The sequence below is a fragment of the Janthinobacterium sp. GMG1 genome (assembly GCF_034427795.1).
Classification (GTDB): domain Bacteria; phylum Pseudomonadota; class Gammaproteobacteria; order Burkholderiales; family Burkholderiaceae_D; genus Janthinobacterium.
The window spans coordinates 220,662-233,642 of sequence record NZ_JAXQNT010000001.1 but is presented as its reverse complement, the minus strand read 5'-3'; the positions used below and the strand labels follow the sequence as shown (position 1 = coordinate 233,642).

The following is a 12,981-nucleotide window of genomic DNA, read 5'->3' as shown; positions in this document are numbered from 1 at the left end:
CCTCAGCTGGTCAGCACGACGATGTCGGCGCCATCCCACCACAGCCACACGCGCTGCTCGCGTTCGAGGCGCGCGGCGTCGTGGCGGGCCGCGTTGGTGCGCGAGACTTTCACCACCGTGCCGCTGTCGAGGCGCACGTGATAGCTGGTTTCATTGCCAAAATACGCCATGGCGACGATCACGCCCTGGGCGCAGTTGTAGCCGTGTTCCTTTGGTGACGCGCGCTCGTCCAGGGCAGGTGGCGCGATCTGGATGCCGATTTTTTCGGGGCGCACGGCCACCGAGACATCCATGCCCAGGTTGCCCGTGATGCCGTGCGAAACATAGTGCTCGCCGTCGGGCGTGGCGATCACCACGTGATCGGCTTCGTCCTGCGTGATGCGGCCATCGAACAGGTTGACGCTGCCGATGAAGTCGGCCACGAAACGGCAGTTCGGCGTTTCGTAGATTTCACCGGGCGCGCCCACCTGCAGGATGCGCCCTTCGCTCATGACGGCGATACGCGTGGCCATGCTCATGGCTTCATCCTGGTCGTGCGTGACCATCACGCAGGTGACGCCCACCTGCTCGATGATATTCACCAGTTCCATCTGCGTGCGCTCGCGCAGTTTCTTGTCCAGCGCGCCCAGCGGCTCGTCGAGCAGCAGCAATTGCGGCCGCTTGGCCAGGCTGCGCGCCAGCGCCACGCGCTGCTGCTGCCCGCCCGACAGCTGATGCGGCTTGCGCTTCGCGTACTGGCCCAGCTGCACCAGCGCCAGCATCTGCTCGACCCGTGCCGCCACTTCCGCCTTCGGCAAGCCATCACGGCGCAGGCCGAAGGCGATGTTGTCCCACACGGACAGGTGCGGGAACAGCGCGTACGACTGGAACATCATGTTGATGGGGCGCTGGTGTGGCGGCACATCGACGATGCTGTTGCCCGCCAGAGCGATGCGCCCCGACGTCGGCGTCTCGAAACCGGCCAGCATGCGCAGCAGGGTCGACTTGCCGCAACCTGAACTGCCCAGCAGCGCGAATATCTCGCCCTTGTTGATCGTCACGGAAATATCATTGACGGCGCGCACGCCATCGAATTCCTTGACCAGTTGATCAATCAGCAAGAAAGGCGCTGGGGCGTCGCTGGCCGACGCGGCTGGTGTTGCTATCGTCATGTGGGTGCTTTGGGTAAGTGGGTGTCAAAATGAAAAACTGGCCGCTACAATGAGCGGCCAGGATGGAAGTTTAGCGGAACTGCCGCCATTGCGGTCCAAAAAATGCGCGGATGGCGGCAAAATGGGGAAAAAACCTACACCCAGCCCTTCGCTTTCACGTCCGCGTACGTCTTGTCCAGGCACAGGCGTATCAAGCCCACCATTTCATCGATCTGCGCGCGCGTCATGACCAGCGGCGGGGCGACGATCATGCGCTCGCCCACGGCGCGCATGATGACGCCATTGTCGAACATGTGGCCGCGGCAGATCATGCCCACGCCCTGGTCCTCGTCGAACAGCTCATTCTCGTGCACGGTGGCGCCCTTCCTGCGCACCAGGTTCAGGCCCGCGACCAGGCCGCAGCTGTCCGCATAGCCGACCAGCGGATGTTCAGCCAGGCTGGCGAAGCACTGATGCAGGTAAGGCCCCGTATCCTCGGCCACCTTGGCCACCAGTTGCTCGTCCTCGATGATGCGGATGTTTTCCAGCGCCGCCGCGCAGGCCACGGGGTGGCCCGAATACGTGAAGCCGTGCGTGAATTCGCCACCCTGCTCGATCAGCACTTTGGCCACCCTGTCGCCCACCAGCACGCCGCCCAGCGGCACATAGCCGGACGTGACACCCTTGGCAAAGGTGATCAGGTCGGGCTTGATGCCGAACAGTTCGGAACCGAACCAGCGCCCCAGGCGGCCGAAGCCGCAGATGACTTCATCGGCGATGAGCAAAATGCCGTACTTGTCGCAGATGCGCTGGATTTCGGGCCAATACGTCGATGGCGGGATGATGACGCCACCGGCGCCCTGCACCGGTTCGCCGATGAAGGCAGCCACCTTGTCGGCGCCGATTTCCAGGATTTTCTCTTCCAGCCAGCCAGCCGCCTTCAAGCCGAAGGCATCGGGTGTCAAGCCATGGCCCGACTCCAGGTAATTGGGCTGGCCGATATGCGCGATGCCCGGTATCGGCATGCCGCCCTGCGCATGCATGCCATCCATGCCGCCCAAGGACGCTCCCGCTACCGTGCTGCCGTGATAGGCATTGTGGCGGCTGATGATGGTGTGGCGCTCCTTGTAGCCAAGGATGTCCCAGTAGCGACGCACCATGCGCAAATTCGTGTCGTTGCCTTCGGAGCCGGAACTGGTGAAGAAGACGTGCTGGAACTGCGGCGGCGAGATTTTCGCCAGCTTGGCGGCCAGCTGCGCGGCCGGCACGTTCGTCGTGCCAAAGAAGCTGTTATAGAAGGGCAGCGTCTCCATCTGCCGGTACACGGCTTGCGAGATCGACGTGCGGCCATAGCCCACGTTGACGCACCACAGGCCGGACATGCCATCGACGATTTTCTTGCCCTGGCTATCCCACAGGTAGACGCCATCACCGCGCACGATCACGCGCGCGCCCTTGCTTGCCAGATCCTTAAAATCGGTGAATGGATGCAGGTAGTGGGCCGAGTCCATCTGCTGGATGGCGGCCGTGTCATACACCTGCGGCGCCGCGTTTTTCTGCGCGACGGAAGAGACAAAAGCGGCGCTTGGCACCAGCGGATTGTTTGTTGTACTCATGCTGTTCCTTTCCTAGACATGCAACAGTAAATGTTCGCGCTCCCACGGACTGATGACGGTCATGAACTCCTGATGTTCCAGATCCTTGATGGCCGCATACACGTCGATGAAGCGCTCGCCCAGCACCGTGCGCAGCTTGTCTTCCGCGCGCAGCAGCTGCAGGGCCTCCGGCAAGCCTTGCGGCAGTTCGAACTTCATGTCATAGGCACTGCCCACCATCATCGGCGTCGCTTCCAGCTGCTCCGTCATGCCCAGGTAGCCGCAGGCCAGGGTGACGGCCAGGGCCAGGTAGGGATTGGCGTCGGCGCCGATAATGCGGTTTTCCACGCGCCGATCCTGCACGCCCGATTCGGGCACGCGGAATCCCACCGTGCGGTTGTCCAGGCCCCACTGGATATTGATGGGCGCCGCCGTGTGGCGCACGATGCGGCGGTAGGAATTCACGTACGGCGCGACGATGGCCATGGCCGACGGCATGTAGCGCTGCAAGCCCGCGATGTAATGCTTGAAGATGGGCGCGGCCGAACCGTCCTCGTTGCTGAAGATGTTCAGGCCCGTCTTCGCATCGACGACGCTCTGGTGCACGTGCATGGCGGAACCCGGTTCGCCCGCCATCGGCTTGGCCATGAAGGTGGCGTACATATCGTGTTTCAGGGCCGCTTCGCGCAGGGTGCGCTTGAAGAAAAACACCTTGTCGGCCAGGCCCAATGGGTCGCCGTGCAGGAAGTTGATTTCCATCTGCCCTGCGCCGATTTCATGGATCAGCGTGTCGACGTCAAGGTTCATCAATTCGCAGTAATCGTAGATATCCTCGAACAGGGGATCGAACTCGTTGACGGCGTCGATACTGTACACCTGGCGGCTCGTCTCGGCCCGGCCGCTGCGGCCGATGGGCGGCTTCAAGGGCAAGTCCGGGTCCGTGTTTTTCGCCGTCAGGTAGAACTCCAGTTCCGGCGCCACCACGGGTTTCCAGCCCTTGTCCGCATACAGTTTCAGCACGCGCCGCAGCACGGATCTTGGAGCGAAATCGACCAGCGCGCCGTCGGAAAAATAACAGTCGTGGATGACTTGCGCGGTGGGGTCCGTGGCCCACGGCACCATGGTGATGGTGGTGGGATCGGCCTTCAAGATCATGTCGCGGTCGGTACTGGAAATGGCGCGGTCGTAGCCGCCATCGTCGACCGGGTAATTGCCCGTCACCGTCATGCCCAGTACCGCTTCCGGGATGCGCATGCCGCGTTCCTGGGTGAATTTCCCGCGCGGCAGGATCTTCCCGCGCGCCACGCCCGTCAAGTCGGGGACCAGGCATTCGATTTCCGTGACGCGCTTTTCATTGAGCCACAAATCCATATCCGTATAGGTGAAATTTTCGCGTATTGCCATGTTTCCCTCTCGCTGGTCTTGATCAAACGCCATGTACTGCGGGCGGCGCGCCTGTCATTTATTCTTTCTTTTTGTGCTGCTGTTCCTGGTAATCGCGGCAAGCCTGGCCAAAGGCATCGAACAGCCGCATCGACTGCGGATTGTCTTCCACCTGCCATTCCGGGTGCCATTGAACGGCCAGCGTAAAACCGGCGGCGCTGGCTACTGTGTACGCTTCCACCAGGCCGTCGTCGGCCAGGGCTTCCACCAGCAAGCCATCGGCCAGCCGCGCCACGCCCTGGCCATGCAGGGAATTGACCATCATCTCGCTCTCGCCGCCCAGCAATCGTGAAAGCCGGCCATCGGGCATCAGCTTGATACGGTGCGCTGGTGCATACTGGCGCGCCAGCGGGTCGAGCACATTCTCCCGGTGATCCTGCATCTCCGGCACCGCGTGCACGGCCTGGTGCAGGCTGCCGCCCAGCGCCACATTGACTTCCTGGAAGCCGCGGCAGATGGCCAGCAAGGGCAGTTGGCGTGCCAGCGCGGCGCGGATCAGGGGTAAGGTGGTGGCGTCGCGCGCGGGGTCTTGCGGCAGATCGGGATGCAGGATGTCTTCGCCATACAGGCGCGCGTCGACGTTCGAGGCGGAACCGGTCAGCATGACGCCATCGGCGACGTGCAGTGCCGCTTCCAGGTCCGCATCCGCGCCCAGTGCGGGCAGCAGCAGCGGCATGCAGCCGGCGCCGCGCAGCACGGCATGCAGGTATTTGTCCTGCGCCATGTGCCAGGCGTGGCTGCCAAGCTGGCGCTGGCAGGCGGGAACGAGAACGATGGGACGGCGCATGGAGCTACCTCGCTGGCGTGACGATCCAATGACAGCGCCATGACAGCGCTGCCGCTCGCTTCACTGTACAGCAGAGCCGGCAGGGGCGGCCACACCGATGGACGTGGCCAGCGGCGGTACACATCGCCTACACTACGGCTTTGCAATATTGCCTCTATTAAAATCATCATATGCCGGTCCGCCGCCAAACACCAGCGCCACCGGCAAAGTCTCCTTACTTTCCCATGCATCCACACCGCTTTACAGCCTTTTCAAGTACCTTTTTCACTCTGCGGGGGCAGCCATGAAGCACATGCCGTGGCGCGACTTCTTCGCCCTCGTGGTGAGCATCGGCGTGGTCGGCCTGGGTCTGGGTGCCACCATGCCGCTCACCGCATTGACCTTGCACCAGCGCGGGGTGGGCACGGACATCATCGGCATGATCACGGCCGTCAGCGCCCTCGGCATCCTGGCCGCCTCGCCGTTCGTCTCGCGCTGGGTGGGGCGCTTCGGCGCGCGCGCCACCATGCTGGGCGCCGTGTGGGTAGCCTCGCTGGCGACGATTGCCATGCAGTTCACCGACCACCTGCTGGCGTGGAGCGTGCTGCGTTTCCTGTTCGGCGGCGCCATGGGCGTGCTGTTTACCATCGGCGAAGCGTGGGTGAACCGCCTGGCGCCCGATAATTCGCGGGGACGCGTGGTGGCCATGTACACCACCAGTTTTACGTTTTTCCAGCTGATCGGCCCCGCCCTCGTGGCGCTGTTCAATGACAAGATCAGCTGGAGCTTCGCCGCCTGCGGCCTGCTGTTCTTGCTGGCCGTGCCGGGATTGATGCTGATCTCGAACAGCGGCCCGGAAAAGGAACCGGAAGAACATGGCGTGAAGTGGACCTTGATCCTGCCGCGCATGCCGATGATACTGCTCGGTGCCGCCTTCTTCGCCCTGTTCGACACCCTGGCATTGAGCTTGCTGCCCCTGTACGCGATGGAGCACGGCATCGGCACGGACCTGGCCCTGCTGTCGGCCACCGTGGTGCTGGTGGGCGACACGGGCCTGCAATTCGCGCTGGGATGGATGGCCGACCGCTTCGGCCGCGCCAAAGTCCACGCGGCATGCGGCGTGGCCGTCTGCCTGCTGCTGCCGCTGCTGCCGTTTGCCGTCGGCACGCCGTGGCTGTGGTGGACCTTGCTGCTGTTGCTGGGCGCGGCGGCGGGCGGCATCTACATGCTGGCGCTGGTGGCCTGCGGCGAACGTTTCACGGGGCTGTCGCTGACCAGCGCCAGCGCCATCGTCAACGCCACCTGGGGCGTCACCAGCGGCGGCGGACCACTGCTGACGGGCGTTCTGATGCAATCGGTGGGCGTGAACGCCCTGCCGGCCGTGATGTGGGTATGCGCCGCCATTTTCGTGGGCAGCGCCGTGTGGGAACGCAGGAAGGGGATCGTCTAGCGTTTTTTACTTACTCTCCAGCCGCAGCCGCAGTTCCTCGGCCACCGGGTAATCTGGATACGCCTGCCGGAACGCCGTCCACTCCTCGTGCGCCAAGCTGCCTTCGCCGGCCTTCAGCAACGCGTCGATCTTCACCAGCCACACGGAAGCGTCGAGCCTGGCCGGCGGCGGCAACGGGGCGGAACGGGCCGCGACGGGCGCGGGCATGGCCAGCGCGCGCTGCACCGGTGCCTGGCGCTTCATGCTGGCCTCGGCCTGCATGGCAGCTTGCTGCTCCATCGCCTCCCGCATTGCCGGAGGCGGTGGCGGGGCCGGTGGCGCTGGCGCAGGTACGGGTACTGACACGGGTGCTGGCGCCGGCTCGGCTGGCGCCGGCGGCCTCGGTGCCGCCTTGGCCATGGCACGCGGTGCCGGCGGTGGCGGCACAGACACAGTCCCGGATGCAGCGGCCGGTGCGGCTTCCTGCATCACCTCCTGCGTGACCGGCTCCCCTACCACGGGAAATTGCGCCGGCTTCGAGCCGAACCAGTCCACGCCGATCAGGTTCACCGTCAACAGCACGGCCGCCGCCAGTCCCAGCGGAACGCGCCAGCGCTGCAGGTAGTCCGGTGATTTTTTGGTCGGCAAGGTGCGCAGCACGCCATCGGCGCTGTCGTTGGCGGCAACGGGTTTTGCCAAGACCTTTTCGGCGTCGGCCAGAATGGCCGCATCGAGCACACTGGATGGCGCCGGCTGCGGCAGGCTGGCCAGCAGCGCGTTCAATTCCTCGTCATTCGGTGCGTCGTTCGGTTCCTCATTATCTTGATCGTGCGTATTCATGCCTGTCCTCCCGCGCCAGCGGCGCTGTCCAAGCCCGCGCGCAATTTCTTCATGGCGTAGCGCAGCCGGCTCTTGACGGTTTCCGCTTCCGCCCCCGTCACCACGGCGATCTCGAGGATGCTCATGCCACTGAACTGCTGCAGCACCAGCGCTTCCTTTTGCTCGGCCGGCAGCGCGGCGATAGCCGCATGCAGCAGCGCATGCTGCTGCTTCTGCTCCAGCGATTGCGGCGGCGATGCGCCCCCGTCCGCCAGTTCGCCCACGTCATCGTGTTCCTGTCCTTCGCGCTGACGCAGTAGGTCGATCAGGCGGTTGCGCGCGATCTGGTACAGATAGGTGCGGAACGCCGCCTGCGGCTGGTAACCGGCACGCGCCACATGCAGGCTGGCCCACGCATCCTGCACGATCTCGTCGACCCACGCGCGGCGCGGCGCACGCCAGGCCACGAAGCGGTACAGGCCCTGGCTATGGCGCCGGTACAATTCGCGAAACGACGGCAGGTCGCCGGCGCTGTAGCGCAGCATCAGGTCTTCATCCGTCGCGGTCAGTAAAGTGTCGGGCATACGGACCAGTGTAGCCGAACTACGCGGCAGCGACAATTTCCCTGCCCCTTCAGCGTGCGGCAGGCGCATAACTGACGCGGCGTACTTCGCGGATCTGTCCATCCCTGAGCGCCCCTTCCACCAATTCATAGCCAAGCAGGGCGAAGACCCGGCCCTGCAGGAACAGGGGCCGCGCATTGCCATACCAGTCCACGCAGGAAGCGCGGCAGCCGTCGTCCGGCGCTTGGCCCGGCCGCGCCGCCAGCGCGCCCAGCTCCGTCAACTGCAAACCGCTGTTGCGCAGATACAGGACGGAGGCGGCTGACTTGTTGAGGCCAGGCCGCTCGTCCGCGCCCAGAATGGGCAGGCCGATCATGCCCTCACCCGCCGCTTGCGGCTTGTAGAAAAAGCCGTGGCTGCGCGACTCTCCCTGCGCCGCGTCGGCGCGGATATAGCGCGTGGCGATCGTCGCCTGCGCGCCCAGGCGGATGCTACTGAAGTGCAGATCCTTGCCTTGCGCGCCGATCACCACAGCGTCATCGCCCAGCGCTTCGATGCGCTCCACGCCATGCGGCAGGGACAAGGCTTGCACGCTGCCCGCATCGGCCCAGCGCATGGCATACAGCGGCTGGCGTGGCCAGGCCTGGTCGGCCTTGCGACGTCCGGCATTTCCCGGATTGCCGTACAACAGGTACGCACCCACATAGCGGTTCTGCAAGCCGTAGCCGCCACCACCGGGCAGCGCCTTGTAGCTGCTGGCCGGCGCACTGTCGCGGCCATCGGAAAATGTGGCCAATGGCACGCGCAGCAAGGCCATGTCGCCCCGCCCACGCGCGCCATCCCACATGGCGTCGCCCTGGCCTTCGGCGCGCAGCAGCACGTTCAGGTGGCCGTCAGGGCTTTCGAGGAATGAGAACTGATCGACGGGCGCGCCGGCCACCTTCAGTGCGCTGGGCGCGCTGCCGTCGAGGGGAATGCGGAACACGCCCGAGTCGCTGCCGCGGCGCGTCGTCCACACGAAAACGGATTCGCCCGACACATAAAACACGCGGCCTTGGGGCCCCATCACGGCGGTCGCTTCGCAGCGCATGTCGCGCTGCGCCAGGTCGCACACGGTGACCGTGTGCAGGGTCAGGCCGAAGCCCGTTTCCGGTTCTTCATCGGTGCGGTAGATGCGCGTGGCAGGGGCAATGCGCTTGAAGTCGGATGGTACGGCGTCAGGACGCCAGCGGCGCAGCGCGGGAAAGCCGCCGAACGGGTCGCCCCGGCGCAAGTTCAGCGACAGGGGCGAATAGAACACCAGTTTGCTGCCGACCAGGCGGCTCGCGTAATTGCGCGACGAATAATAATCGTTGGAGCGCAAGTGATACGTGGAGCGGTAGGCCAGCTTGCCGTCGGCGTTGACGTCGAACAGGCCGATCTCCGTGCCGCCGCGGCTGTAACTGTAGCCGATCACCACGACCGTGTCGCCATCGATCAGCATTTCGTCATACCAGCTGCCCGACGGGTCGCTGCCCGGCGCGAACGCGTCGAGCGAGGACACGGGCTGCAGGGCATTGCCCCCCACCTGCACGGTAAACAGCTTGCCGCGCCGGAGCATCACCAGGTGCTTGCCATGCAGCTTGACGATGCCGCCTTCGTCCACGCCCGCCGTCTGCACATTGGTGACGGATTCCGCCGCTTCTGCCGATGCTGCCGGCGCGGCCTTCGCCACCATCGGCGCGGGAGGTGCCGGCGGCGCCGACATGGACTGCGCCGTGGCGCGCTGCAGTTTCTGCTGTTCCCTTTGCAGTACCGCCTGGCGCGCCTGCAACTGCTGCAGATAGCTGCTCAAGGCCTGCTCGCTGGCGAACGGCGCCAGGGTCTTGCGCGGTGCCGTGCCGGCGGCGTGGCTGCCTGCCGACAGCAGCAGGGACAGTATCAATGTGATCTTAAGGGCGCTGGACATCGCTTCTTCTCCGGTTTGGCTGGGTTGTCCAACATGAAACGCAGCGGCGCGGAGAAAGGGGTTAAATGCGCATAAAAATATTCAGGAAGCTGCCGTCTTACTCGAACCCGCGTATGCGGTCGCCATTGAAATTCGGCAGGCGCCACTCGAAGTGCAAAGCCAGGAAACGGAACAGGAAGCCGGCGCCGATGGATGCCAGCTGCGCCACCGAGCTGTCGACCTTGAAGTACAGCAGGCCCACGTACAGGCTGCCCGTAAACAGGGCCACGGTGGCATATACTTCACGCTGCAGCACGAGCGGAATCTGATTGCACAGGATATCGCGCAGCAGGCCGCCGAAGACGCCCGTGATCATCCCCGCCAGCACGACGATGGCCGGATGCATCTTGGCCGACATGGCGATGTCGCAGCCGATCACGCAAAACGCCACCAGGCCCAGACCATCGACCAGCAGGAAGACGGCGCGCAGATGGTGCAGATAGCGCGCGACAAAAGCCGTGACGACGGCCGCGCCGATAGTAAACAGCAGGTACTCGGGATGCGCGATCCAGCCCAGCGGGTAGTGCCCCAGCAGCACGTCGCGCACGGTGCCGCCGCCGAGCGCCGTGACGGTGCCGATCATGCAAATGCCGAACAAGTCCATGCCGCGCCGCATGCCCATGATGGCGCCGGACATCGCTTCGGCGACAATCGCCACCAGGTAAATCGTATATAACAGCATGCTCTTACTCTTCCGAAAATGATTTGAGAATTTGTTCGCGTTCGCGCGCTTCGTTCAAGGTGCGCGCTTCGTTCGTGCCCGTGCTGGAGCCGCCATCGCCAGCGTCACCGTGCGCCATGCGCGTGTCCGCACCGCCGCTGCCGCAACTGACGCTGCTGTGGATAAAGGCAAAGTTATCCTGCAGGCAGTCGCCGGCCAGGTATTCGGCATACACGTAGTCGCCATCGAGCAGGGCCAGGCCAGGCGGTTCCGCCAGCACCTGTTCGCGCCGGCCCTGCACGGCCACCTGCATGTAGTCGCGCCAGACGGGCAGCGCCAACGTCCCCCCGGTGGCGTTACCCAGGCTTTTCGGCTGGTCGTAGCCGAGCCACACGACGGAGACGAGGCCCGAGGAATAGCCAGCGAACCAGGCGTCATATGCATTGTTCGAGGTGCCCGTCTTGCCGGCCGCGTCGCCGCGCCCCAGCGCCAGCGCGCCGCGGCCCGTGCCGCTCTTGACGACGTCGCGCAGCATGCTGTCCATGACATAGGCGTTGCGCGTGGAGATAACTTGCGTGCCCCGTGCCGGCTCGCCCTTGGCGTGTGGCGCCGCATCGCTGAACAGCACTTCTCCGCTGCGGCTGCGCACTTCCTTGATCAGTTTTGGCGGCATCTGCATGCCGCCATTGGCAAACACGGCATACGATTGCGCCAGCTGCAGCGGCGTGACGGCGCCCGCGCCCAGCGCCAGCGGCAGGGAGACAGGATTGCGCGCACCCTCGAAGCCGAAGCGCGTGGCGTAGTGCTGCACGTAGCCAGGGCCGGCCGCCTGCATCAGACTGACGGCCACGAGGTTTTTCGAGCGCACGAGGCCGCGCCGCACGCTGATGAAGCCTTCATAATTGTTGCCGTAATTGCGCGGACGCCACGGCTGCGCACCCGTTTCCTGCGGCAGCAGCAAGCGCTGCGTGTCGTCCACGGCCGTGCCGGGAAAATATCCCTTTTCCAGCGCCGCCGAATACACGAAAGGCTTGAAGCTGGAACCGGGCTGGCGGTAGGCCTGCATGGCATGGTTGTAGTGGTTGCGGTAAAAATCGAAGCCGCCCGCCATGGCGACGATTTCGCCGCTGTGCGCCTCGACGGAGATAAGCGCGCCTTCCATCTCGGGCAGCTGGCTGACCAGCCAGCCCTTTTTCGCCGCGTCGCGCACCACGCGGATCACGCTGCCCGCGACGATGGCGCGCTTGCCATCCCACTGCAGCTTGCCGCCCAGGCGCGCATCCGAGGCCGTCAGCACGATCTCGTCGCCATTGCGCAGCTGCGCCGTCAGCTGGCGCTTGCCGGCGGTATCGACCTTGCGCACCAGCGCGGCGCGCAATTCTCCGCTATCCGGATAGGGGGCCAGCTGGCGCGCCACGCTGTCTTCGGAGGCGGCCAGGCGCGCTTCCGGGCCACGGTAGCCGCGCCGTGCCTGCGCATTCAAGAGCCCATCGCGCAGCGACTTGTCGGCCGCGATTTGCGGCGCCATGCGGATGGTCGTCGTCACGTCCAGGCCCATGCTGTAAGCGCCTTCGGGATAGCTTTGCAGGATCAGTTGACGCGCTTCCTCGACCGCATACGCGGCCGCGTGCACGGAGCTGTTGCGGTCCTTGTTCAGCGCCAGTTTTTCCGCCACGGCGGCCGTGTATTCGGCCGGCGTGATGTAGCCGAGTTCGCGCATGCGCTGCAGGATGTAATGCTGGCGCACGGTGGCGCGCTGCGGATTGGCGACCGGGTTGTAGGCCGACGGCGCCTTCGGCAAGCCGGCCAGCATGGCCGCTTCCGCGATGCTGACGTCCGCCAGCGGCTTGTCGAAATAAATGTTCGAGGCAGCGGAAAAACCGTAGGAGCGCTCGCCCAGGTAAATCTGGTTCATGTACAGTTCCAGCAGCTTGTCCTTGCCGTAGTGCTGTTCCAGCTTGTAGGCGAGCAGCATCTCCGTCAGCTTGCGCTGCACGGTTTTTTCGCGCGACAGGAAAAAGTCGCGCGCCACCTGCATGGTGATGGTGCTGGCGCCCTGCGCATGGTGGCCCGTGACGACGTTGGCCAGTGTGGCCCGCGTCAGACCATAAAAATCGACGGCGCCGTGTTCGTAGAAACGCGCATCCTCGATGGCCAGCAAGGCCTGGCGCATGCGCAGCGGGATGTCTTTCAAAGGCAGGAATTCGCGGCGCTCTTCGCCGTATTCGGCCAGCAGCTCGCCTTCGCTGGAGAAAATGCGCAGCGGCAGCGCGGGCTTGTACTGGGCCAGGTGCTCGACGGCGGGCAAATCCTGCCACGCCTGGCGCAGCCACCAGCCGCCCGCCAGGGCGGCGGCCATGCCCAGGCCTAGGGTCAATCCCAGGCCGAATTTCACATTGCGCGCCAGCTTGGACTGGGGCTTGCGGGTGGTGCTGTCGTTCGCTTGTGCTTCCATGGTGGTATTCCTTGCTGCCAGGAGGCCGCGCGCTGGCGCACGGCACTCCATCAAAGAGGCATTGTGCACTGCAACACACCCATCCTTATGAAAAGTAAGTATTATTTAGTATTGATAAATTTTTCTTATGTTA

Annotated in this window: 10 protein-coding genes; 1 reads left to right on the top strand and 9 read right to left on the bottom strand. The window is 64.5% G+C overall.

Features of this window, described 5'->3' with window-relative positions; all coding sequences use genetic code 11:
- Positions 1-2 precede the first annotated feature (2 nt).
- The 4 genes from SJI03_RS01115 to SJI03_RS01100 all read right to left on the bottom strand — a co-directional run bounded on the left by SJI03_RS01115 (position 3) and on the right by SJI03_RS01100 (position 4,955).
- Positions 3-1,151 carry an ABC transporter ATP-binding protein gene (locus SJI03_RS01115; protein ID WP_322425974.1) on the bottom strand — a complete coding sequence of 383 codons (1,149 nt, stop codon included), beginning with the start codon at positions 1,149-1,151 and terminating at the stop codon, positions 3-5.
- Positions 1,152-1,285: 134 nt separating this feature from the next.
- Positions 1,286-2,746: an aspartate aminotransferase family protein gene (locus tag SJI03_RS01110; protein ID WP_322425973.1), complete on the bottom strand. Its 1,461-nt coding sequence runs from the start codon at positions 2,744-2,746 to the stop codon at positions 1,286-1,288.
- 12 nt (positions 2,747-2,758) lie between these two features.
- On the bottom strand, positions 2,759-4,129 hold the full coding sequence (locus SJI03_RS01105) for a glutamine synthetase family protein (protein WP_099376355.1): 1,371 nt from the start codon (positions 4,127-4,129) through the stop codon (positions 2,759-2,761).
- A gap of 58 nt (positions 4,130-4,187) precedes the next feature.
- Positions 4,188-4,955 carry a gamma-glutamyl-gamma-aminobutyrate hydrolase family protein gene (locus tag SJI03_RS01100; protein ID WP_322425972.1) on the bottom strand — a complete coding sequence of 256 codons (768 nt, stop codon included), beginning with the start codon at positions 4,953-4,955 and terminating at the stop codon, positions 4,188-4,190.
- Between the two features lie 283 nt (positions 4,956-5,238).
- Between SJI03_RS01100 and SJI03_RS01095 the strand changes: the two genes are divergently transcribed.
- A complete protein-coding gene (locus SJI03_RS01095; RefSeq protein WP_099376353.1) occupies positions 5,239-6,384 on the top strand; it encodes an MFS transporter in 1,146 nt (381 codons plus the stop codon).
- Between the two features lie 6 nt (positions 6,385-6,390).
- Here SJI03_RS01095 and SJI03_RS01090 read toward each other — a convergent pair whose 3' ends face one another.
- The 5 genes from SJI03_RS01090 to SJI03_RS01070 all read right to left on the bottom strand — a co-directional run bounded on the left by SJI03_RS01090 (position 6,391) and on the right by SJI03_RS01070 (position 12,848).
- Positions 6,391-7,203: a hypothetical protein gene (locus SJI03_RS01090; protein WP_099376352.1), complete on the bottom strand. Its 813-nt coding sequence runs from the start codon at positions 7,201-7,203 to the stop codon at positions 6,391-6,393.
- Positions 7,200-7,766, bottom strand: a complete 567-nt coding sequence (locus SJI03_RS01085; RefSeq protein WP_233515980.1) for a sigma-70 family RNA polymerase sigma factor — start codon at positions 7,764-7,766, stop codon at positions 7,200-7,202. Before SJI03_RS01085 ends, SJI03_RS01090 begins: the two co-directional genes overlap by 4 nt.
- 49 nt (positions 7,767-7,815) lie before the next feature.
- The gene (locus SJI03_RS01080) at positions 7,816-9,693 is read right to left on the bottom strand and encodes a beta-propeller domain-containing protein (protein ID WP_322425971.1); all 1,878 of its coding nucleotides are present in this window, start codon (positions 9,691-9,693) and stop codon (positions 7,816-7,818) included.
- A gap of 97 nt (positions 9,694-9,790) precedes the next feature.
- A complete protein-coding gene (locus SJI03_RS01075; RefSeq protein ID WP_099376350.1) occupies positions 9,791-10,414 on the bottom strand; it encodes a trimeric intracellular cation channel family protein in 624 nt (207 codons plus the stop codon).
- A gap of 4 nt (positions 10,415-10,418) precedes the next feature.
- Positions 10,419-12,848 (bottom strand): PBP1A family penicillin-binding protein, encoded by a 2,430-nt coding sequence (locus SJI03_RS01070; RefSeq protein ID WP_322425970.1) that lies wholly within the window; start codon positions 12,846-12,848, stop codon positions 10,419-10,421.
- Positions 12,849-12,981: the final 133 nt, after the last annotated feature.